This is a genomic window from Streptomyces sp. NPDC001492 (assembly GCF_053597275.1).
This window is the reverse complement of the sequence record NZ_JBSFHW010000061.1, coordinates 16,306-38,069: the sequence shown is the minus strand read 5'-3', so window position 1 is coordinate 38,069 and position 21,764 is coordinate 16,306. Positions and strand designations below refer to the sequence as shown.

Below are 21,764 nucleotides of genomic sequence, written 5' to 3'. Positions count from 1 at the left end.
AAGGCCCCCGTTGAGCACGCCGCCACCCTCGCACCCTGCCCACCAGCCGATTCCGGGGCCGTATCAGCATCCTTCCGGGCCGTACCAGCAGGCGCCGGTCCCAGGTCCGTACGCGCAGCCCTCGGGGGCGTACCCGCCCGCTCCCTCCTGGCCGCAGCAGCACGGCGGCGGAGCCTGGGGACCGGTGGGCGGGCCGGGGGCGGCCTGCCAGGTGTGCGGGGCGATGCCCGCCGCGCCGGTGACCGTCCGCGGTCACCAGGGCATGGTGGTGATGATGCGGTTCCTGCGGCGCGAGGGGATGTTCTGCCGTACCTGCGCGCTGGCGAGCTTCCGGGACATGCAGGCCGACACCATGGTGATGGGCTGGTGGGGACCGCTGTCGGTGTTCATCACGCCCCTCACGCTGCTTGCCAACCTCAGTGCCCTGTCCGGCATCCGGCGCATCCCGGAGCCGGCCACGGCGGGCTTCCGGCCGCCGCTGGATCCGGGCAAGCCCGTGTTCCGGCGGCCGGCGGGCATCCTCGCCCTGATCCCGCTGAGCCTGGTCGGCCTCGTGGTGGCCGCGATTCCGGTGCTTCTGATCATCGGCCTGGTGGTCGGGCCCAGTCACGGCAGTGACAACAGCAACAGCAACGTCGACCACCCGACCCTGACGGTCGGCTCGTGCGCCCGCAACGCCACGGACTGGCCCGCACAGGACCTCAGGCCCGAGCCCTGTGACTCCCCGAGCGCGGAGCTTCGCGTCCTCGCCCCGACGAACGACGAGTGTGCGGCCGGGGACTACCTGGCCTACCTGGAGTACAGCAAGGACGGCGATACGTCTCTGTGCCTGCACCCCCTGAAGCGCTAGACCCCGTCCAGTACCGCCCGCCACTCGGCGACCGCGGCCGCCGACACGGGCCCGTCCCAGCCCCCCGGCCGGGCGGCCCCGCCGATGTGAAAGGCGTCGATCCCCGCAGCCCTCAGCTGTGGCACATGCTCCAGCCGCAGCCCCCCGCCGACCATGATCCGCGGCTCGTAGCCGGGCTCCCCGCACCGCGCCGCCTCGGCGAGCAGGGTGGGGAGGCCGTCGTCCACCCCGGCGGCCGAACCGGCCGTGAGGTAGGTGTCGTGCCCCGGCAGGCCGTCCAGCTGCCTGCGCAGTGCGTCCCGGTCCGCGGCCCGGTCGATCGCGCGGTGGAAGGTCCAGCGGCAGCCGTCCAGTTCCGCCACGACCTGCTTGACGGCGTCGAGGTCGACCTGCCCGTCCGCGTCGAGGAACCCGAGCACGAACTCCTCGGCCCCGGCCGCCCGCAGCTCCCGGGCGACCCGGACCAGCGGCTCCACGTCCCCCGCGGCGAACCCGTCCGCCGGCCGCAGCATCACGCGCAGGTCGATGTCGACGGCGGCACGGATCCCGGCGAAGGTCTCGACCGACGGGGTCAGCCCGTCGGCCGCCATGTCGGTGACCAGCTCCAGCCGGTCCGCGCCTCCGGCCTGGGCGGCGACCGCGTCCTCGGCGTCGAGGGCGATCACCTCCAGGACTGCACGCATGCTCATAGGACCCCTTCCGTCGGTGTTCCCCTGGAGCGGCTACAGGTCTAGTCCAATCTCAGGGTACGACGACGGGGCGGACGACCGCGAGATCGCCCCCCGGGGCCCGGCACCGCGGCAGGCCGTGGCGGACGGCTTCGACAGTCCGCAGCAGCCCGTCAGCCGAACATGTTCAGCTCCGCCGCCTCCGCTCCCACCAGCTCGTACGACGTGCCCGTGGGCACCGCGCGGCCCGCGTGGAGCCGTACGAGAGTCGCGGAGTCACCGATGAAGCGCGCCGGGTTCCGCTCCCCGCTCGTCTCCCCCAGCAGCAGCGGCTCGTCCTCCCCCACTGCCTTAAGGGCGTGGGAGGTGCCCCCATCGTCGAGGTCGGCGTGCAGCGGCAGACGGCCCCGCTCGCGGGTGATCCGGGCGAGGAGGGCGAGGGCGTCCGGGAGGCCGGGACCTCCGTACGCCTGCGGCTCACCCCAGACGTCCCGTACGTCGCCCGCGTGCACCCACTCCCCCAGCGCGACCCTGTCCAGCACACCGCCCGCCTTGCCGATCACCGGCCCGGCCTCGGTCATCCCGCGCTCCAGCTCGTCCACGACCTGCTGGTTCGTCCAGTCGGCGCGCTCGGCGATGTCCCGGTCGTTGGCGGCGGGCGAGAAGACGCCCTCCTCGAAACGGCTCTCCACCACCCGCAGCAGCGCGGCGGAACAGTGTGCGAGGACGTCCCGCACCGTCCACCCCGGACACGCGGTGGTGGGCAGTGCGAAGTCCGCGTCCGGGCGGGCGCGGAGGAGCGGGATCAGGGCGTCGCGCTCGACGGTCAGGAGGCGTCCGGGCAGTTCGGGGTCGCGTACGTCGTCAGTCGTCGTCATGGGGGCCACGCTAGGGGCACCGGATGATCGACGGGAGAGGCCGCAGCCGCCGGGGAGGCGGGAGAATGTGCGCATGGCCGATCACGCCCGCCCCGATGTCGATGCCCTGCGCACCCGCTGGAACCGCGCCCTGGAAGGAGCCCGCTCCCCCGCCGCCGGCCCCGACCCGGCCCCGTACGCCGACAACCTCCTCGCCCGCTGGCAGGAACCGCAGCGCCACTACCACACGCTCGCGCACCTCACGGCGGTCCTCGACCACGTCGACGCACTGGAGAAGTACGCGGCCGACCCGGACCTCGTACGCCTCGCCGCCTGGTTCCACGACGCGGTCTACTTCCCCGACCGCTCCGAGAACGAGGAGCGCTCGGCCCGCCTCGCCGAGCGTGCCCTCCCCGAGGCGGGCCTCTCCGAGGCCAAGACCGCCGAGGTGGCCCGCCTGGTCCGCCTCACCGTCGGCCACGACCCGGCCGACGACGACCGCGACGGCCAGGTCCTGTGCGACGCCGACCTGGCGATCCTCGCCTCGCCCCCGTCCGCGTACGCCGCGTACACGGCCGCCGTACGCGAGGAGTACCACTTCGTCCCGAGCGACGCCTTCCGCACGGGCCGCGCCGCGATCCTGCGCCAACTCCTCGACCTGCCACGGCTGTTCAGGACGCCGTACGGCCGGACGGAGTGGGAGGCGACGGCCCGGTACAACCTCACCTCCGAGCTGGAAATGCTGTCGCTCCCGACGGGCCCGTCCGCATAGTCTGCGCCCCATGCGTGCATGGGGCGGGGATCAGGTGGAAGAGGCCGTGGCGGGCTGCGTGGCAGCGCTGCGGCCGGCGGTGGACCGGGGCTGGACGGAGGTGAAGGCTTCCGGGCTGGAGTGGAACTGCCACGAGACGGCGGTCCACATCGCGGACGACCTCATCGCGTACGCCGCCAATCTGGCCGGACGCGCGAAGGACGGCTACGTCCCCTTCGAGATCACCCTCGACGAGGGCACCGACAACACGGGCCTGCTGCATGTGATCGAGACGACCGGCGCCCTGCTCGCCGCTGCCGTCCGCACCGCTCCGCGCGAGGCCCGCGGCTTCCACCCGTACCCGTTCCGCAGCGCCAACCGCGAGGGCTTCGCCGCGATGGGCATCGCCGAGGTCCTCGCCCACACACACGACATCGCGGGCGGCCTCGGCCTGGAGTACGAACCCCCGGCCGCACTGGCCGAGTCCGTCCTCACCCGCATCTTCCCGCACGTCCAGCCGAGCCCCGACCACTGGCGCACCTTCCTCTGGGCCACCGGCCGCGGCGAACTCCCCGGCCGCGCCCGCCTCACCGAGTGGCGCTGGAACAACAACCTCGTCCTCCCCACCGACCGCCTCACCCTCCAGGGCATCACCCCCGCGGCCGCACGCGACCTGGTGGCGGGCGGCGACGGCGGCTTCGACTGGCTGGACGGCGGCCCGTTCGAGGGCACCCGGGAGGCTTCGAACTTCATGCTGAAGGCGTACGAAGAGGGCGTGCACCGCCCGGAGTTCGGCGTCTTCGCCCTCGTCCGCCGCGAGGACGGCCGCGCGATCGGCGGCATCGGCTTCCACGGCGTCCCCGACGAGGAGGGCCGCACCGAGATCGGCTACGACCTCACCGAACCGGCCCGCGGCCACGGCTACGCGACCGAGGCCCTGCGCGCGCTGTCGGAGTGGGCCCTGGCACGGGACGACGTCCGCACGCTCTTCGCCACGATCGAACGGGACAACGTCCCGTCCCAGTCGGTGGTCACCCGCGCCGGTTTCAGGAAGGCGGGCGAGGACGAGGAGGGACTGGCCTACGAACTGGGGCGCTGAGGCCGCCCCTTCGGCCGCCGCAACCCCGCCCCCGTCAGCAGCCGCACCACCTCCCGGCTGCTGACCTCCACCGCCCCCGCCGCCACCACGTCCGCATACCGGTGCGACGGGATGTCGTAGTGGTCCCGCTCGAAGGCGCGTGGGGGCACGCCCAGTTTCTCGGCGAAGGTGTGGAGTTCGTCGTAGGAGACGTCGCTGATGAGGTGGGACCACATGCGGCCGTGACCGGGCCAGGTCGGTGGGTCGATGTAGACGGTCACGAGGACGACGTCCCGCCCGTGGCCGAGCCCAGCGTGCCGACCGCCGCCACCTTCACGCCCGCCTTGTGGCAGACCCAGTGCGGGTCGGGGCCGAGCTCCGGCTCGACGTCGAGGGCGTGCGGGTCGCCGCCGCCGCAGACCGGGCACAGGGGCCAACGGCCGTATGTCTCCAGCAGGGCGTCCTGGACGTCCTGCGCGACCAGCCCGGCGACGTACTCGACGCCCTGCGGCCACTGCTCCACCCACCATCGCCGCTGGACGACGGACTCCTCGACCATGGACACCACGTCCGCCGCGGCGACCTCGCGCGCGGCCAGATCGGCGAGTACGAGGGCGCGTGCCGCGTGCAGCGCCTGCTCCAGGGGGCTGATGGGGTGCATGCCCCCATTGTGCGCACTCTTGACCGGGACACCGCGCCGAAAATATCTTTCATGAGTGACCCAGGACGTGAAGGAAATTTTCTCCGGTGCGGCAGGCCGGGCGAGTGCGCCTCCCGCTCCCGCCGCCCTCGCCGCGAAGGTGCGCACGCTCGCGCCCTCCATGACCCGCTCCATGCAGCGCGTCGCCGAGGCCGTCGCGGGCGACCCGGCCGGCTGCGCGGCCCTCACGGTCACCGGCCTCGCCGAGCTCACCGGCACCAGCGAGGCGACGGTCGTACGGACGGCCCGGCTGCTCGGGTATCCGGGATACCGGGATCTGCGCCTCGCCCTCGCCGGCCTTGCGGCGCAGCAGCAGTCCGGGCGGGCGCCCGCCATCACCACGGACATCGCGGTCGACGATCCGATCGCCGATGTCGTGGCGAAACTCGCGTACGACGAGCAGCAGACGCTGGCCGACACGGCGGCGGGGCTGGACACGGTGCAGTTGGGGGCGGCGGTCGCCGCGGCGGCGGGCGCGCGACGCATCGATGTGTACGGGGTCGGGGCGTCCGGCCTCGTCGCCCAGGACCTCACCCAGAAGCTGCTGCGGATAGGCCTGATAGCCCAGGCGCACAGTGATCCGCATCTGGCCGTGACGAACGCGGTGCAGTTGCGGTCGGGGGACGTCGCCATCGCGATCACGCACTCCGGGTCCACCGGGGACGTCATCGAGCCGTTGCGGGTCGCCTTCGAGCACGGGGCCACGACGGTGGCGATCACCGGGCGGCCGGACGGGGCGGTCGCCCAGTACGCCGACCATGTGCTGACGACGTCGACCGCGCGGGAGAGCGAGTTGAGGCCCGCGGCCATGTCCTCCCGGACCAGTCAACTCCTCGTCGTGGACTGCCTGTTCGTGGGGGTGGCGCAGAAGACGTACGAGACGGCGGCGCCGGCGCTGGCCGCTTCGTACGAGGCATTGGCGCACCGGCACCGCAGGTAGTCGCAGGTAGTCGCAGGTAGTCGCAGGTAGTCACAGCAGACGTCGCAGGCAGTGCAGGCAGCCGCAGACACGAGACCGGACCGCACATCTGAAAGAGCCGCCCCCATGACCTCCACCTCCAACCCCCGTGACCTCCGCGCCGAGTTGGAATCGCTGACCACCGAGGCCTTCCGGCCCGAGCTCGCCGAGATCGACCGGCTGCCCACGCTCGACATCGCCCGGCTCATGAACGGCGAGGACGCCACCGTGCCGGCAGCCGTGGCCCGGCAGCTTCCGTCCATCGCCGCCGCCATCGACGCCGTGGCCGGGCGGATGGCCCGGGGCGGGCGGCTGATCTACGCCGGTGCGGGCACCGCCGGCCGGCTCGGCGTGCTGGACGCCTCCGAGTGCCCGCCGACCTTCAACACCGATCCGGAGCAGGTCGTGGGCCTGATCGCGGGCGGCCCCGACGCCATGGTCACCTCCGTCGAGGGCGCCGAGGACTCCGCGGAACTCGCCCGCAGCGACCTCGACGCCCTGCGCCTGCTCGCCGCCGACACCGTGGTCGGCGTCTCCGCCTCCGGCCGCACCCCGTACGCGATCGCGGCCGTGCGGCACGCCCGCGCGCGGGGGGCGTTGACCATCGGCCTCGCCTGCAACGCGGACAGCGCGCTCGCGGCGGCCGCGGAGCACGGCATCGAGGTCGTCGTCGGACCCGAGCTGCTCACCGGATCCACCCGCCTGAAGGCGGGCACGGCGCAGAAGCTGGTCCTCAACATGCTCTCGACGATCACGATGATCCGGCTCGGCAAGACGTACGGGAACCTGATGGTCGACGTACGCGCCTCGAACGAGAAGCTGCGCGCCCGCTCCCGAAGGATCGTCGCCCTCGCCACGGGAGCCTCGGACGACGAGATCGAGCGCGCCCTCGCGGCCACCGACGGCGAGGTGAAGAACGCCATCCTCACCATCCTGGCCGAGGTGGACGGCCCTACGGCGGCGCGGCTGCTGGAGGACTCGGACGGGCATCTGCGGGCCGCGCTGGCGGCGGCTCGCTGACGCCCGTCGGGAAAGGAGCGCGGTCACGACCCCACGGTGAGGACGGCGTTCGCCGTGATCCGCCGGTCGCGCAGGTCGCCGAGGGCGGTCGCGGTGTGCCGCCAGTCCTCCAGGCGGCCGATCTGCGGGTGCAGCCGGCCGCTGTCGACGAGCCGGACCAGAGCGGCCAGGTCGGTGCCGAACGGCTCGTCGAAGTGCTCGTAGTGGAAGTGGCGCACGGTGGCCGAGCGGGGGCCCTTGAAGAACGCGAAGAAGCTGAGCTCGGCGGGCTGCCGGGAGGCCTGCCCGAACCAGATCAGCTGTCCGCGCTCACGCAGCAGGGCGAGGGCACGCGGTGTGGAGGTGTCGCCGACGGACTCGAGGACGACGTCGAAGGGGCCGACGGCCTCGTCGAGGTCGTGCACGACGGTGGCACCGAACTCGGCGAGCAGCTTGCCCCGTTCGGGGGTCGCGGTGACCGCGGTGACCTCGGCGCCCTCACCGAGGGCGAGTTCGGTGACGTAGTGGCCGACTCCGCCGGACGCCCCGGTGAGCAGGATCCGCCGGCCGGCGACGGAGCCCGCCACGCGCAGCAGCCGCAGGGCGGTGAGCCCGGCCAGCGGCAGCGCGGCCGCGGTCTCGAAGGAGACGCCGTCGGGGAGCACGGCCAGGGAGTGGGTGGGTACGGCCGCGTACTGGGCCCAGCCGTTCGCCGGCGGGTGGCCGACGACACGGGTGCCGACGGCGGGCCCGGAGCCGTCCGCGGCCGCCTGTACGACGACTCCGGCGATGTCCTTGCCCGGCCGGCCGCGCAGCCCCAGCGGCCCGTGGAGCTGGAAGACCTCACCACGGTTGATGGAGAACGCCCGTACCTCGACGAGGACCTCGTCCGGCGCCGGCTGCGGCACCTCGGCCTCGCCGAGCTCGACCATCTCCTCGGGCCGTCCGGTGGGCAGCAGGGCCTTCATCGGGTGACCTCCTGCGGGCGCGGCTGCGGGCATGACTGACTCCTGTGTCCTGTGGTCGGGTGGTGCTCAGCACGCTAGGGACCGCCTCCTTCCCTGCTCAACACCTGTGCCCCGCAAGTGCGTTCACGGTGTGCCGAAAGTGACACACCCGGGCCGGGGGCTTCGCTCACCCGCACGGCCGCGAACCGGGCGCACGCCAGGTGTCCACTGCCGGTGGCCCGAGGTGACACACGCGGGCCGGGGCTGTACCCACCCACGCAGGCGCGGACCGGGCGCACGCCAGGTACCGGCCGCCGGATGCGGGGCCGGCCCACTCCAGGCCGCTCTGGCCGGGGCGGCGGACGGGCAGTTGAGGACAGCGGCGCGGCGGGCCGCCACTGCCTGCGTGCCATGTACCGAAAGTGACACACCCGGGTCGGAGGGTGTGCTCACCCGCGTGGGCGCGGGCCCGGTGTGCGCCAGGTGGGCGCTGCCGGATGGTGGGTCGGTCTGCTCCAGGTCGCTCTGGTCGGGGCGGGTGGGTGGTTGAGGGCGGTGGCTCGGCGGGCTGCCACGGCCTGTAGTGCCGCGAGGAGCGCGGCGAGTTCGGCGGCGTCGGGGCTGCCGCGCAGCAGCCGTACCGTGGGCGTCGCGCTCATACCGGCTGGTTCCCGTGCTTGCGCTCGGGCAGCTGGGCGTGTTTGGCGCGCAGCATCCGCAGCGACCTGATCAGCACCTCCCGGGTGCGCCGGGGATCGATGACGTCGTCGACGAGGCCGCGCTCGGCCGCGTAGTACGGATGCATGAGTTCCTCCCGGTACTCGGCCACGCGCCGCGCCCGGGCGCGTTCCGGGTCGTCGGCCGCGGCGATCTCACGGCGGAAGACGACGTTCGCCGCGCCCTCCGCGCCCATCACGGCGATCTCGTTGGTGGGCCAGGCGAACGACAGGTCGCAGCCGATGGAGCGGGAGTCCATGACGATGTACGCGCCGCCGTAGGCCTTGCGCAGGATGACCTGCACCCGTGGCACGGTGGCGTTGCAGTAGGCGTAGAGCAGTTTGGCGCCGCGCCGGATGATGCCGTCGTGCTCCTGGCCGGTGCCGGGCAGGAAGCCGGGCACGTCGACCAGGGTCACCAGGGGGATGTTGAAGGAGTCGCAGAACTGCACGAACCGGGCGCCCTTCTCGGAGGCCGCGATGTCCAGGGCGCCGGCGCCCGCCATGGGCTGGTTGGCGACGATGCCGACGACCTGGCCGCCGAGCCGGGCCAGGGCCACGACCAGGTTGGGCGCCCACAGCTCGTGCACCTCGAACAGGTCGCCGTCGTCGACGATCTCCTCGATGACCCGGCGTATGTCGTAGACCTGCTGCGGGTCGGCCGGCACCAGGTCGAGCAGGGCGTCCCCGCTCCGGTCCACGGGGTCGTGGCTCACCGCGTCGGGCGGCAGCTCGCGGTTGTTGGCGGGCAGCATCGACAGCAGATGCCGTACGTCCTGGAGGCAGGACTCCTCGTCGTCGTACAGGAAGGCGGAGACGCCGGAGCGCGCCGAGTGGACGTCGGCGCCGCCGAGTTCCTCGTGGCCGACCCGCTCTCCGGTGACGGCGTGCACGACGTCCGGTCCGGTGATGTACATCTGCGCGGTGCCGCGCACCATGAACACGAAGTCGGTGAGGGCCGGCGAGTACGCCGCGCCGCCGGCGCACGGCCCGAGGATCACGCTGATCTGCGGGATCACGCCGGAGCAGCGCACGTTGCGGGTGAAGATGCCGCCGTATCCGGCGAGCGCGGTCACCCCCTCCTGGATACGGGCGCCCGCCCCGTCGCTGAGCGCGACCAGCGGTGCCCCGGCGGCCTCGGCCAGGTCCATGATCTTGTGGATCTTCTGGGCGTGGGCCTCGCCGAGCGCCCCGCCGAAGATCCTGAAGTCGTGTCCGTAGACGAACACCTGCCGTCCGTCCACGGTCCCCCAGCCGGTGACGACACCGTCGCCGTGTGGTTTCCTCGCCTCCAGGCCGAAGCCGGTCGCGCGGTGCCGCCGCAGCCCCTCGACCTCGGTGAACGAGCCCTTGTCCAGGAGGAGCGCGAGGCGCTCGCGGACGGTGAGCTTGCCCCGGGCGTGCTGGCGCTCGGTGGCCGCCGGATCGGGACCTGTCAGCAACTCGCCCTGAAGAGCGGCAAGTTCGCCCAGGCGTTCACGCATGGAGAACTCCTTTTCTGCACCGGAAATCAGCTACGCCCACGCTAGGCAGACCCGTCCCCGGCCGGGCAGCACACGCCCCGAAAGGGCGGCGAGGGGATTCCTAGGTGACAAGGCGCCCGGGCACTCTGGTGGCATTACCGGTTCAACTCCTCTCTCCTGCCGTTAGGTTCGGTTTCCCCCGGCCTGTTTCCCCCACCCCGCCGGAAGGAGTCGCGCATTCACCGCCCCTTCTCTACCAGGAGACTGAACATGAGCGAGGAGAAAACACTCTCGGCCCGCCATATCGCCGTGATCGCCGACCCGTTCCCGATATCCCGGGCCGCGGTGGCCTCACTGCTGCGCCGCTCGGGAGCGGTCGACGAGGCCGAGGAGGCGAAGACCCGGCAGGGTGCCCTGGATCTGGTGCGCCGGCTTCGGGTCGACATGCTGGTCACCGAGGTCGATCTGGCGGGCCGGGGCGACGGGGTGCAGCTGTGCCGGCAGGTCAAGGGGCTCGCCCGGCCGCCGACCGTCCTGATGTTCACCGGCGCCGACGACCCCGCGGTGGTCGCCGCGTGCCTGGCCGGCGGGGCCGACGGTTTCGTCCACCGCACGGCCTCGCCCGAGCGGCTGGTACGGGCCGTGGAGGCCCTCGCGGCGGGACGGAACGTCTGGTATCTGCGCGAGCACTCCGGCCTTGCCCCCGCATCGGGAACGCAGCCGCGCGTGCCCGGAATGACCGCACGCGAACAGCAGATACTGGGACTGCTTCTCGGCCGGTACTCGAACGACGAGATCGCGGCCGAACTCCAGCTGGCCCGGCAGACCGTCAAGAACCATGTCAGCAATGTGCTCGCCAAGCTCGGCGTGGCGAACCGGCGCGAATTGCTGGCCCGTCGGGACCCGCTCGCGGCCGCTTCCTGAAAAGCGTGCGGTGCGGGCCGAACCGAATCTATTCGGCCCGCACCGCACGCCGGGGAGCAATGTCTCCTACGAAACACAGTGCGGTGCCGTAGGAGTCATTCTCCTTGAAAGCGCCCGCGGGCCGCGCCTAGCGTTCCGGTCATACCGAGGCCGCCGCCGGAAAACGCGGCGGGTCGAGACCGAGATTCCTCAAGAAGAATCCCCGAGAAACCCACCGGAGGTTGAAATGCCCATCGTGACCGTTCAGCAGGGTCCGCGTGACGTCGAACTCAAGCGTGACCTGGTCGCCCGTATCACGGACGCATTCGTCGACGCGTACAAGATTCCGGCGGAGACGGTTCAGGTGTGGATCCAGGAGGTTCCGGCGGACAGCTGGGGCGCCGCGGGCAAGCTCATCGCCGACAGCTGACACCTGCCTTTTTCCTTCCCTTCCCCCCACACGGTCCCGGCCGCCCCTCGTCGGCGGCCGGGACCGTGCCGTATCGCCGCAGACCCACATCGCCGCAGACCCCTGCCACCGGAAACGGAGAGCACCGTGACGACACCGACCACCACGACGGCGCCCGGTGCCCTCGACGGCATCGACACCGGACGCCTCGCACACTGGCTGGAGAGCAGGCTGCCGGGCCGCGGTCCGCTGACCGGGGTGACCCCCCTGGCGGGCGGGCGGTCCAACCTGACGTACCGGCTCTCCTGGGGCGGCCGCACCCTCGTGCTGCGCCGGCCGCCGCTCGGGCATGTGCTGGCCACCGCCCACGACATGGCGCGCGAGTACCGGGTGCTGAGCGCGCTCGGACCGGCCGGCGTGCCCGTGCCGCGGACGTATGCGCTGTGCCGGGACGCCGACGTGCTGGGTGCCCCCTTCTACGTCATGGGGTTCGCCGAAGGCATCACCTACCGCAGCGACGCGGAACTCGCGCCGCTCGGCGAGCACTCGGCGCGGCGCACCACCCATGCGCTGGTCGACACCCTGGCCCTGCTGCACTCCGTGGACCCCGAGGCGGCCGCTCTGGCCGACTTCGGCCGCCCCGAGGGCTTCATGGCCCGGCAGGTGCGGCGCTGGCGCCGCCAGTGGGACGCCTCGCGCACCCGGGAGGTGGACGGCGCCGACCAGCTCAACGACCGCCTGGCGGCGACCTGTCCGCCGTCCGGGGCGGTGGCGGTCGTGCACGGCGACTACAAGCTGGACAACGTGCTCCTCGACCGGGCGGATCCGGGCCGGGTCACCGCGGTGCTCGACTGGGAGATGTCCACGCTCGGCGACCCGCTGGCCGACCTCGGCATGCTCTGCATGTACTGGGACGGCTTCGCCGGCGTCGACCGCCCGCCGGTCGCCTCCCCCGGCACCCTGCCCGGCTGGCCCGGCCGCGAGGCGCTGGTGGAGCGGTACGCCGCGCACAGCACGGCCGGCCTCGAACGGCTCGGCTGGTACACCGCGTTCGCCTTCTACAAGCTGGCCGCGATCCTCGAGGGCATCCACTGCCGCACCGTGCAGGGCCTCACCGTCGGCGAGGAGTCCGCGAACCTCGCCGACGCCGTACCGCTGCTCGTGGCCCGCGGCCACGACGCCCTGCGCACCGCCGGCTGATCCCCCGCGCCCCGAAACCCGCCCTGTCTGCAACGGAGTTGCCCCATGGACTTTTCCTACGACGCCCGGACCGAGGACCTGCGCACCAGGATGCTCGCCTTCCTGGAGGAGCAGGTGCTGCCCGCCGAGCCCGTCTTCCACGCCCAGCACGCCGCGGGCCACCCATGGGGGCGCCCCCCGGTGCTGCAGGAACTCAAGAACGAGGCCCGCCGCCGGGGCCTGTGGAACCTGTTCCTGCCGGACGACCGGTTCGGCGCGGGGCTGACCAACCTGCAGTACGCGCCGCTCGCCGAGATCACCGGACGCAGTCCCTTCATCGCGCCGGAGGCCGTCAACTGCGCGGCCCCCGACACCGGCAACATGGAGGTCCTCGCCCTGTTCGGCACCCCCGCGCAGCAGGACCGCTGGCTCAAGCCGCTGCTCGACGGGGCGATCCGCTCGGCCTTCTGCATGACCGAGCCGGACGTCGCCTCCTCGGACGCCGCGAACATCACCACCCGGATCGAACGGGGCGGCGACAGCTATGTCGTGAACGGCCGCAAGTGGTGGTCGTCCGGGGCGCTGGCACCCGAGTGCGAGCTGCTGATCGTGATGGGCAAGACCGACCCGGACGGGCCGCGCCACCGGCAGCAGTCGATGATCCTGGTGCCGCGCGACACCCCGGGAGTGCGGGTCGAGCGCGGTGTGCACGTCTTCGGCTACACCGACGGTCCGCACGGCGGGCACGGCGAGGTCGTCTTCGAGGACGTCCGGGTGCCGGCCGAGAACATCGTCGCGGGCGAGGGCGAGGGCTTCGCCATCGCGCAGGCCCGTCTCGGCCCCGGCCGTATCCACCACTGCATGCGGCTGATCGGCATGGCCGAGCGTGCCTTCGACCTGATGTGCGAGCGGGCCGGCGGCCGGGTCGCGTTCGGCCGGCCCCTGGCCGAGCAGGGCGTGGTCCGCGAGTGGATCGCCGAGGCGCGCGTCCGCATCGAACAGGCTCGCCTGCTGGTGCTGAAGACCGCCTATCTGATGGACACGATCGGCAACAAGGGCGCGCACACCGAGATCCAGGCCATCAAGATCGCGGTGCCGGCGATGGCCGAGTGGGTCATCGACAAGGCCATCCAGACGCACGGCGGGGGCGGGGTCTCCCAGGACTTCCCGCTGGCCGAGCTGTGGGCCCACGCCCGCACCCTGCGCCTGGCCGACGGCCCCGACGAGGTGCACCGCGCCTCACTGGCCCGCCGCGAACTGCGCCGCTACCAGAACACCTGACGACCGTTCACCAAAAGGCCGCCCTTCCCATCCGGAAGGGCGGCCTTTTGTTTTCTACGGCCGATTTTTCTACGGCGACTTGCCGCAGGAATGGGAAGCCGGTACCGCGAGTACTGATTTCCCCCGGAAAGGGTACCCGGCGGCCCATGGCCGAAGTCCCGGCCGCGCCTACCGTTTTCTTTATGACGAACAGTGAATTCGAGATACCCGAAGAACGCGTCGTCGTCACGGGAATCGGCGTCGTCCTCCCGGGCACCCTCACCGTCGACCGGTTCTGGGCGAACATCTCGGGCGGCAGGTCCCAGGTGGGCCGGCTCACCAGGTTCGACGCGGAGCAGGCGGGCCTTCCGGTGTACGCGGCGGCCGAGATCGACGGCTTCGACCACCACCCCTTCCTCCCGGAGCTGACGGACGCGCACGCGGCCAAGTACTCCCGGGAGATCCTCATCGCCATGTCGGCGCTCGCCGAGGCCCGCCGGGACGCCGGGCTTGGACAAGGCGCCGTGGACCCGCGCCGGCTGGGCATCGTCATGTCCTCCTCCCGCGGTCCGTTCAGCTGGTGGCGCGACGTGCTCACCGGCGCGGACCCGGACGCCTTCGGCGACAAGGGCGCCATGTTCCGCGGCCTGCCCGGCTGCCCGGCCTCCCTGTCCGCCGTCTACACCGGCGCCCAGGGCCTGGTCACCACCGTCAGCAACGCCTGTGTCGGCGGCCACCAGGCCATCCAGCTCGCGCTGCGGGAGCTGCGCTCCGGGGCCGCGGACGCCATGCTGGTGGGCGGCCACGAGTTCCCGATCGTGCCCGAGGTCGCCGCCTGCTACCGGGCGATGGGCCACGGGGTGCTCTCCTCCGAGCGCGAGGACCCGAGCCGCGCGGTGCGCCCCTACAGCAACGACCGCGAGGGCTTCGCGCTCGGCGAGGGCTCCGTCGTGCTGTGCCTGGAGCGGGAGTCGGCCGCCCGGCGGCGCGGGGCCCGCGTCTACGCCGAGATCCTCTCGGCCGCCTCCCTGAACGAGGCCGCCCACCCCACCACCATGGACCTGACCGGCAAGGTCACCGCCTCGGTCATCGAGGACGCCCTGGCAGGCGCCGGCCGCGACGCGGACGACGTCGACTACTTCTGCGCGCACGGCACCGCCACCCGGTACAACGACATCGCCGAGTCGCGTGCGCTGCGCGCCCTCTACCCCGAGCGCACGCCCGCCGCGCTCCCGCCGCTGAGCTCCAACAAGCCCATCTACGGCCACACGTTCGGCCTGGCGGGCATCATCAATGTCGCCGCGACCAGCCTGATGATCCACCACCGGACGCTCGCGCCCACCATCAACTTCACCACGCCGGACCCCGAGTGCGACCACGACCACGTCTTCGAGGGACCGCGTCCGGCCGAGCTGGACCTCGCGGTGTCCATGTCGTTCGCCTTCGGCAGCCAGACGGCGGTCGTCGCGCTGGGAGCCCCGTCGTGAGCCGGCCCCTGATCGCCGCCGACGTGGACGAACTGGTCCGCGCCCTGGTCCGGCCCGGCGACCACGTCCATCTGGCCGGGACCCCGTCCCGCCCCAACGCCCTCACCTACGCCCTGTGCCGGGTCTTCGGCGCCGAGGGCCGTCTGACGGTCTCCACGACCGCCGTGCACTCCTCGGCCCACGCGCTCGCGCTGTCCGGTGTCGCCGACAAGGTCATCGCCGGTTTCGTGGGGGACACCTATCCCTCGCCCCGCCCCAACCCGCTCTACGCGGACCTGGAGAGGGGCGAACCGTTCACCTTCGAGGCCTGGTCGCTGCTCAGTTACGTACAGCGGCTCATCGCCGGCGCGCAGGGAGCCCCGTACGCGGTCACGGGTTCGCTGGCCGGCACGGATCTCGCCGTGGGCAAGCCGGACGTGCTGCACCGGGTGCCCGACCCCGCCCGCCCGGGTGAGGAGATCACCCTGCTCGCCCCGCTGCGCCCCGACGTGACCCTCGTGCACGGCGTGGCCGCCGACGAGGACGGCAACATCGCCCTGGTGCCGCCGCTCGGCGAGGGCGCCTGGGCCGCGTACGCCGCCGGGCGCGGTGTGATCGCCTCGGTGGAGAAGATCGTCACCCGCGAGGAACTGCGCGCGGTCAACGACCGCGTGGTCATCCCCGGCCAACGCGTCCTGGGCCTGACCGAGGCCCGGCTGGGAGCCCACCCCCAGGCCCTGCGTACCGGCCAACTCCTCGGTGTGGACGGCTACTTGGACGACTACGCCTTCCTCGAGGAGATCGTCGCCTCCTGCCACGGCGAGGAACGCGGCCGGGACTGGTACCGCACCTGGGTCACCGCCCCCGGCTCGCACCAGGAGTACGTCCACCGCCTGGGCCTCCGACGCCGCACCGCCCTGCGCATCCCGGACCCCGCCCGGACGGACGACGACTACGACGCCGAGACCGAGACCTGGGCGGAGATCCACCGCTGTGAGAAGGAGGCGATCGCCAAGGCCGCCCCCACCCCGCCCACGGCTCCCCGCCCCACCACCGCGCGCCCCGCACCGACCGCACCCGCCGAACAGGTCCCTGTCCCCGTGGCACCCCCCACCCGCCAGGAACGCCTGATCGTCCTCGGCGCCCGGGCCGTGGCCGAGCAGGTCCGCGCGCACGGTTACGACACCCTGCTCGCCGGGATCGGCACCTCGCACATGGCGGCCTGGCTCGCGGCCGAGCTGCTGCGGGCCGGCGGACAGGATGTCAAGGTCGTCGCCGAGCTGGGCATGTACGGCTTCCGGCCCGAAGGCGGGGACACCTTCCTGTTCAGCCTGCTGCACGCGAGCGGCAGCGAGATGCTGGCCGGCATCCCGGAGATCCTCGGCGGCATGGTCGCGGCCAACCCCCGGGCGCTGGGAGTCCTGGCCGCCGCCGAGATCGACGAGCACGGCACGATCAACACCAGCCGCGGCGCGGACGGCCGCTGGCTGACCGGCTCGGGCGGCGCCAACGACATCGCGTCGAGCACCGACTGCGTGGTGATCGCCCCGTCGTCCCGCCGCCGCTACGTCACCGAGGTCGCCTACCGCACCAGCCCCGGCCACCGCATCCGCGAGGTGGTCAGCGACTTCGGCCGCTTCACCCGAGCCGAGCCCGGCTTCCGCCTGTCGACCTACCTCCCCGCGGACGACACACCCGACGGCCCCCGGGAACTGGCCCACCAGGCCGCCGAGGCAATCGCAACCCTCACCTCCTGGAAGTCCGACGCCTCCGGGGTCATACCCGAAAAGCCGGTAACGCCAGAGGAGTTGAGCCTCCTCCGCGCCCTCGACCCAGACGGCCGTTTCCGCTGACGGCTCATCGCAGCGCAGGCCTGGCGCAACCGCCTTCAAGGGGCGCGGGGAACTGCGCGACAGGCCACAACGAACCCGCACCCGTCCACGACATCCAGCGGCACTCACCCACGCAAGGAGCGAAGAAAATGCACACCCGCACAGAAGCCCGCACCTGGACCGGATCCGGCCTCAAGTTCACCGGCCTCGGCCACTACTTCCCGCGAACCCACCGCACCCACGACGGCGAAGTCACCATCGACGGCCGCACCTACCCGCCCGAGACCGCGCGGGAACTCGGCGTCCGCGCCCTCCACGTGGCCGACGAGGACGAGACCCTGGAGTTCATGGCCGTCCAGGCCGCCACCTCCGCCCTGGCGAACGCCGGTCGCGAGCCCGGCGACCTCGACCTGGTGGTCCTGGCCAACTGGACGGACCGCCAGTGGATACCGGAGATAGCCCCAGGAGTCGCGGCCGCGCTCGGCGCGCACGGCGCCCTCGCCTTCGACGTCTGCGGTGCCTGCACCGGCTTCGTGCACGGCGTCCAGACCGCCGCCTCGATGCTCACCGCGCACCCCGGCTGGAAGCGCGCCGTCGTAGTGGCGGCGGACCGCTTCACCCGTCGCGCCCGCCCCGGCACCCGCGGCCAACTGGTCTTCGGGGACGCCGCCGGCGCGGTGGTCCTGGAGAAGGGCGACCCGGACGACCCGAGCGGTCTGATCGACTCGGTCCTGGACTGCGACGCCGCCGAGGCCGACACCGTCGCCGCCCGCGCCCCCGAGGGCTTCCTGCGCCCGAAGCCGGAGCTCATCGACCTGGCGGTGCGCTCCAGCCTGAAGGTCGCGGACAACCTCCTGACCCGCAACGACCTCAAGACCTCCGCCCTCGACTGGCTCGTCCCGCACCCGGGCAACAACGCCATCCACGCCGGTGTACGCGACGGCCTCGACCTGGAGCCGGCCAGGTTCCTCACCAACTTCGCCGAGCGCGGCAACACGGGCTGCGCCTCGATCCCGATCGCCCTGTCCGAGTACGCCGAGAAGGGCGTCGTCAGGAGCGGCGACCTGGTGCTGTCCACGGCGGTCGGCTCCGGCTGGTACTACGGCGGGCTCCTGTACCGCCTGTGACCCGGACCCGCCCCCTGCCCGATCGGCTCACTCACCTGAAGGACCTGTCATGAGTCTCAGCAGCCCCACCCCCGCTCCCTCCTCCTCCCTGGCCGTGTGGACCGACTTCGGCGGAGTGCTCACCCCGCCGGTCGGCGTCACCTTCAACGAGTTCGCGGACCGCGTCGGCGTCCCGCTGTGGGCGCTGAAGGAGTCGATGCGCCTGGTCGGGGAGAAGTACGGCACCGACTCGATGGGTGCCATAGACATCCCGCTGATCGACGAGGCCACCTGGTCCGACGAACTGGAGGACGTCCTCGGCGGCACCTTCGGGGTCGTCGCCGACCTGCAGCACTTCGGCGACCGCTGGTTCGCCGGGCGCCCCGCCAACCAGGCCTGGACGGCGCATCTGGAAACGTTCCGGGCCCGGGGCGCCTTCGTCGGGCTGCTCTCCAACCTGCCGCCGTCCTGGGACCGCCACCGCCGTTTCATGATCGACGACTCGCACTTCGACGACATCGTCCTCTCCCACGCCGTGGGCAGCCGCAAGCCCGACCCCGCGATCTTCGAGCTCGCCGCGAAGCGGGCCGGGCTCGAACCGCACCAGTGCGTGCTCGTGGACGACCTGGAGAAGAACGTGCTGGGCGCGATCGCCGCCGGCTGGCAGGCCGTGCACTTCCACGACGCCGACCAGGCCGCCCGCCAGGTCTCCCGCCTCCTCGACGCGGCCGCCCCGGCCGCCGTCTGAACCCTGCCGCCCACCCCCGACGCACCGCACAGGAGCCCGTCATGTCCGTACTGAGCCAGGTCGAGCCGGTCCAGGCCACCGAAGCGGCCCAGATCCTGTCCACCCAGCGCACGCTGTCCCGCCGGCTGGTGCACCGTTCGGCGATCTCCGAGGTGTTCCTCACCGACTTCCAGTCCGTCGACGAGAACACCTTCCGGGCGGCGGCCCAACTGCCCCCGCGCCACTTCTACTACGGCGACCACACCGCCCGGCCGGCGATGCACGACCCGCTCGCGGTGTTCGAGAGCGTGCGCCAGATGCTGCTGTGCGCGATGCACCTCCAGCACGACGCGGGCCACGACACCAAGTCCATCACCGCGACCGCCTCCCTGGAGATCACCGACCCCGGCCCGCTCAGGGCCCGCGGCGCACTGGACCTGCTGCTGCTCGGCAGCGTGCAGCTCGCCAAGAACTACCAGGACACCATCGCCCGCGTGGTCCACCAGGTGCGGGTGATGGCCGGCGGGCGGCAGGTGGGCGTCGTCACCGTCGACACCGCGCAGCGCCCCGACGCCGTGTACGAGAGGCTGCGCATGAGCCACCGCGCCACACCGCCGCCGATGTCCGACGCCGTGCCGGTCCGCACCGACGCGGTCGCCCCGCCCCCCGGGCTGGTGGGCCGCGAACAGGCGGAGAACGTGGTCCTGGAGAACGCCGAGGTGACCGACGGCGCCGTACGCGCGCGCCTCCGGGTGCCGACCACGCATCCCAGCATGTTCGAGCACGCCCAGGACCATGTGCCGGGACCGGTGATGATGGAGGCCGCCCGGCAGGCCGCGCTGCTGCTCGCCGCCGACGGGCAGGAGCCCGACCCGGCCGGGTACCACCCGCAGTACATGGACGCCGAGTACCTGCGCTTCGCGGAGCTGGACAGCGACATCACCGTCGTCACCCGGCGCGTGCCCGACCCGGTGGACGGCGGCCTGCGGACCGAGACCGCCTTCGTCCAGCAGGACGAGACCGTCGCCCGGATGCGGGTCCGGCTGGCGGCCCACACCCCCGGAGCCGGCGATGCGGTTTGACGCACCCGTCCACCTCAGCGCCCCCGTCCAGGTGCTGGGCGAGCACGCCCAGCCCGTGTCGGACGCGCTCGCCGGCCTGCTGATCGACGAGCAGGACGCCGAGCGGTACGCCTATACGGCACTGCGGACCAGCACCCTCGCGCCGGTCCGGCTCGCCGCCCTCGCCGCCGCCAAGTCCCTTGAGTCGTCCGGGGTTTCACCCGAGCGGATCGGCCAGCTGCTGCACGCGTGGACCTACCACCAGGGCCACGAGTTCTGGTCCCCGGCCCACTATCTCGCCCAACAGGTCGGCGCGGTGGCCGCGGAGCCCGTCGGCATCCAGCAGATGTGCAACGGCGGAGCGGCCGCGATCGTGCAGGCCGCCTGCCGGCTGCTCACCGCGCCCGCGGCCGGCCCCGCCCTGGTGACCACCGCCGACTGCTTCCCGCAGCCCGGCTTCGACCGCTGGGGCGGCGACTACGGGGTCTGCTACGGCGACGGCGCCACCTCGGTCCTGGTCGACCGGGCCGCGCATGGCCGCTCCGTACGCCTGCTGTCGGCGGCGACCGTGGCGGCCCCGGTCCTGGAGGGCATGCACCGCGGCGACGCGCCCTTCAGCCCGGCGCCCACCAGCGGCCTCAAGACGCTGCTGCCGAAGCTGGCCAAGAAGGAGTTCCTCACGGCCAACCCGACCCTGCCGTTCGGCCCGATCGCGCACGACGCGATCACCTCCGTGGTCGCGCGGGCCCTGCGCGACGCCGGGGTCGCCGCCGCCGACGAACGGCTGCGCGCGGCGGCGCTGCCCCGGCTCGCCCGGCACGTCATGACCGGGGCGTACGAGCCCGCGTTCCGCGAGGTGTGCGCCGCGCCGGTCGTCCGACTGGGCGCGGACACCGGCCACTTGGGGGCCGGAGACGTCGTCGCCAACCTGTCCGACCTGCTCGACCGGGACGACGTACGGCCCGGAGATCTGCTCGTCCTGCTCAGTGCCGGCGCCGGGTTCACCTGGTCCGCCGCGATCGTGGAGGTGAACCAGCCGTGACGAACCCGACCGTCCCCGTCGAGGACCCGACCGCGCTCTTCCGGGTGGACGGCCGGGTGGCCGTGGTCACCGGGGCCTCCAGCGGCATCGGCGCGCATGTGGCCCGGCTGCTCACCGCGGCGGGCGCCAGGGTGGCCCTGGCCGCGCGCCGCGAGGGCCCGCTGAAGGAGCTCGCCGCCGAGCTGCCCGGCTCGCTCGCCGTGCCGTGCGACGTGACCTCGGCCGAGGACCGTGAGCGTCTGGTGCGCACGGTCACCGGGGAACTCGGCCCGATCGACATCCTGGTCAACAACGCGGGGCTGTCCGAGACCGTGCCCGCGGAGACGCAGACGGTGGAGAGTTTCAGCTCCATCGTGGCGCTGAACCTGACGGCGGTGTTCGCGCTGAGCCAGGCGGTCGGCGTGGGCATGCTGGAGCGCGGCCGGGGTTCCGTCGTCAACATCGCCTCCATCTACGGGCTGGTGGCCAGCGGCAGCCTTCCGCAGGCCGCGTACACCGCCTCCAAGGGCGGGGTGGTGAACCTGACCCGGGAGCTGGCCGCCGAGTGGAGCGCGCGGGGCGTGCGTGTCAACGCGGTGTGCCCGGGCTGGTTCTGGTCGGAGATGACCGAGTCGATGCTCGGCAGCGACAAGGGGCGGGCGTGGGTGGAGCGCCGCACCCCGATGCGCCGGGCCGGCCGGCTGAGCGAACTGAACGGGGCGCTGCTGTTGCTCGCCTCGGACGCCGGCTCCTATGTCACCGGAGCGGCCGTGCCCGTGGACGGGGGCTATCTGGCCCTGTGACCCCAGGAGT

23 protein-coding genes are annotated in these 21,764 nt (G+C 72.6%); 16 read left to right on the top strand and 7 right to left on the bottom strand.

Going from position 1 to position 21,764, the window contains the following annotated elements:
- The first annotated feature begins 223 nt into the window (after positions 1-223).
- The gene (locus ACWC1K_RS44935) at positions 224-850 is read left to right on the top strand and encodes an LppU/SCO3897 family protein (protein ID WP_450839362.1); all 627 of its coding nucleotides are present in this window, start codon (positions 224-226) and stop codon (positions 848-850) included.
- On the opposite strand, the gene ACWC1K_RS44930 is transcribed toward ACWC1K_RS44935, so the two are convergent.
- Entirely contained in the window at positions 847-1,539 is a 693-nt protein-coding gene (locus ACWC1K_RS44930) for a copper homeostasis protein CutC (protein WP_450839361.1), read from the bottom strand. The genes ACWC1K_RS44935 and ACWC1K_RS44930 overlap by 4 nt on opposite strands.
- A 152-nt stretch (positions 1,540-1,691) precedes the next feature.
- On the bottom strand, positions 1,692-2,396 hold the full coding sequence (locus ACWC1K_RS44925) for a maleylpyruvate isomerase family mycothiol-dependent enzyme (protein ID WP_450839360.1): 705 nt from the start codon (positions 2,394-2,396) through the stop codon (positions 1,692-1,694).
- A 73-nt stretch (positions 2,397-2,469) separates the two neighbouring features.
- Between ACWC1K_RS44925 and ACWC1K_RS44920 the strand changes: the two genes are divergently transcribed.
- On the top strand, positions 2,470-3,147 hold the full coding sequence (locus tag ACWC1K_RS44920) for an HD domain-containing protein (protein ID WP_450839359.1): 678 nt from the start codon (positions 2,470-2,472) through the stop codon (positions 3,145-3,147).
- Between the two features lie 10 nt (positions 3,148-3,157).
- Positions 3,158-4,225 carry a GNAT family N-acetyltransferase gene (locus tag ACWC1K_RS44915; RefSeq protein ID WP_450839357.1) on the top strand — a complete coding sequence of 356 codons (1,068 nt, stop codon included), beginning with the start codon at positions 3,158-3,160 and terminating at the stop codon, positions 4,223-4,225.
- On the opposite strand, the gene ACWC1K_RS44910 is transcribed toward ACWC1K_RS44915, so the two are convergent.
- Positions 4,207-4,485 (bottom strand): DUF4031 domain-containing protein, encoded by a 279-nt coding sequence (locus ACWC1K_RS44910; RefSeq protein ID WP_450839356.1) that lies wholly within the window; start codon positions 4,483-4,485, stop codon positions 4,207-4,209. The two genes, ACWC1K_RS44915 and ACWC1K_RS44910, sit on opposite strands and share 19 nt — an antisense overlap.
- Positions 4,482-4,865 carry a hypothetical protein gene (locus ACWC1K_RS44905; RefSeq protein ID WP_450839355.1) on the bottom strand — a complete coding sequence of 128 codons (384 nt, stop codon included), beginning with the start codon at positions 4,863-4,865 and terminating at the stop codon, positions 4,482-4,484. The genes ACWC1K_RS44910 and ACWC1K_RS44905 overlap by 4 nt, the downstream gene beginning before the upstream one ends.
- 55 nt (positions 4,866-4,920) lie before the next feature.
- On the opposite strand from ACWC1K_RS44905, the gene ACWC1K_RS44900 reads away from it, so the two are divergent.
- Both ACWC1K_RS44900 and murQ read left to right on the top strand, forming a co-directional pair.
- Entirely contained in the window at positions 4,921-5,844 is a 924-nt protein-coding gene (locus ACWC1K_RS44900; protein WP_450839354.1) for a MurR/RpiR family transcriptional regulator, read from the top strand.
- A 105-nt stretch (positions 5,845-5,949) separates the two neighbouring features.
- Positions 5,950-6,882, top strand: a complete 933-nt coding sequence (gene murQ / locus ACWC1K_RS44895; RefSeq protein ID WP_450839353.1) for an N-acetylmuramic acid 6-phosphate etherase — start codon at positions 5,950-5,952, stop codon at positions 6,880-6,882.
- Positions 6,883-6,905: 23 nt separating this feature from the next.
- Here the strand turns inward: murQ and ACWC1K_RS44890 are convergent, their stop codons facing one another.
- The 3 genes from ACWC1K_RS44890 to ACWC1K_RS44880 all read right to left on the bottom strand — a co-directional run bounded on the left by ACWC1K_RS44890 (position 6,906) and on the right by ACWC1K_RS44880 (position 10,008).
- Complete coding sequence (locus ACWC1K_RS44890) at positions 6,906-7,829, bottom strand: zinc-binding dehydrogenase (protein WP_450839375.1); 924 nt, start codon at positions 7,827-7,829, stop codon at positions 6,906-6,908.
- A gap of 428 nt (positions 7,830-8,257) precedes the next feature.
- The gene (locus tag ACWC1K_RS44885) at positions 8,258-8,467 is read right to left on the bottom strand and encodes an acyl-CoA carboxylase epsilon subunit (protein ID WP_450839352.1); all 210 of its coding nucleotides are present in this window, start codon (positions 8,465-8,467) and stop codon (positions 8,258-8,260) included.
- A complete protein-coding gene (locus ACWC1K_RS44880) occupies positions 8,464-10,008 on the bottom strand; it encodes an acyl-CoA carboxylase subunit beta (RefSeq protein WP_450839351.1) in 1,545 nt (514 codons plus the stop codon). The genes ACWC1K_RS44885 and ACWC1K_RS44880 overlap by 4 nt, the downstream gene beginning before the upstream one ends.
- Before the next feature lie 249 nt (positions 10,009-10,257).
- Between ACWC1K_RS44880 and ACWC1K_RS44875 the strand changes: the two genes are divergently transcribed.
- From ACWC1K_RS44875 to ACWC1K_RS44825, 11 genes are all read left to right on the top strand, one after another.
- On the top strand, positions 10,258-10,911 hold the full coding sequence (locus ACWC1K_RS44875; RefSeq protein WP_450839350.1) for a LuxR C-terminal-related transcriptional regulator: 654 nt from the start codon (positions 10,258-10,260) through the stop codon (positions 10,909-10,911).
- 226 nt (positions 10,912-11,137) lie between these two features.
- On the top strand, positions 11,138-11,320 hold the full coding sequence (gene dmpI / locus ACWC1K_RS44870; protein ID WP_030941186.1) for a 4-oxalocrotonate tautomerase DmpI: 183 nt from the start codon (positions 11,138-11,140) through the stop codon (positions 11,318-11,320).
- Between the two features lie 126 nt (positions 11,321-11,446).
- Complete coding sequence (locus ACWC1K_RS44865) at positions 11,447-12,499, top strand: phosphotransferase family protein (protein ID WP_450839349.1); 1,053 nt, start codon at positions 11,447-11,449, stop codon at positions 12,497-12,499.
- A gap of 45 nt (positions 12,500-12,544) precedes the next feature.
- On the top strand, positions 12,545-13,759 hold the full coding sequence (locus ACWC1K_RS44860; protein WP_450839348.1) for an acyl-CoA dehydrogenase family protein: 1,215 nt from the start codon (positions 12,545-12,547) through the stop codon (positions 13,757-13,759).
- A gap of 182 nt (positions 13,760-13,941) precedes the next feature.
- Positions 13,942-15,225 (top strand): beta-ketoacyl-[acyl-carrier-protein] synthase family protein, encoded by a 1,284-nt coding sequence (locus tag ACWC1K_RS44855; protein ID WP_450839347.1) that lies wholly within the window; start codon positions 13,942-13,944, stop codon positions 15,223-15,225.
- On the top strand, positions 15,222-17,057 hold the full coding sequence (locus tag ACWC1K_RS44850) for a CoA-transferase (RefSeq protein WP_450839346.1): 1,836 nt from the start codon (positions 15,222-15,224) through the stop codon (positions 17,055-17,057). The genes ACWC1K_RS44855 and ACWC1K_RS44850 overlap by 4 nt, the downstream gene beginning before the upstream one ends.
- A 128-nt stretch (positions 17,058-17,185) precedes the next feature.
- Positions 17,186-18,163 (top strand): ketoacyl-ACP synthase III, encoded by a 978-nt coding sequence (locus tag ACWC1K_RS44845; protein WP_450839344.1) that lies wholly within the window; start codon positions 17,186-17,188, stop codon positions 18,161-18,163.
- A 49-nt stretch (positions 18,164-18,212) separates the two neighbouring features.
- Positions 18,213-18,890 carry an HAD-IA family hydrolase gene (locus ACWC1K_RS44840; RefSeq protein WP_450839343.1) on the top strand — a complete coding sequence of 226 codons (678 nt, stop codon included), beginning with the start codon at positions 18,213-18,215 and terminating at the stop codon, positions 18,888-18,890.
- Positions 18,891-18,931: 41 nt separating this feature from the next.
- Positions 18,932-19,951, top strand: a complete 1,020-nt coding sequence (locus tag ACWC1K_RS44835; protein ID WP_450839342.1) for an AfsA-related hotdog domain-containing protein — start codon at positions 18,932-18,934, stop codon at positions 19,949-19,951.
- Positions 19,941-20,972 carry a ketoacyl-ACP synthase III family protein gene (locus tag ACWC1K_RS44830; RefSeq protein ID WP_450839341.1) on the top strand — a complete coding sequence of 344 codons (1,032 nt, stop codon included), beginning with the start codon at positions 19,941-19,943 and terminating at the stop codon, positions 20,970-20,972. Before ACWC1K_RS44835 ends, ACWC1K_RS44830 begins: the two co-directional genes overlap by 11 nt.
- Positions 20,969-21,754: an SDR family NAD(P)-dependent oxidoreductase gene (locus ACWC1K_RS44825; RefSeq protein ID WP_450839340.1), complete on the top strand. Its 786-nt coding sequence runs from the start codon at positions 20,969-20,971 to the stop codon at positions 21,752-21,754. The genes ACWC1K_RS44830 and ACWC1K_RS44825 overlap by 4 nt, the downstream gene beginning before the upstream one ends.
- Positions 21,755-21,764: the final 10 nt, after the last annotated feature.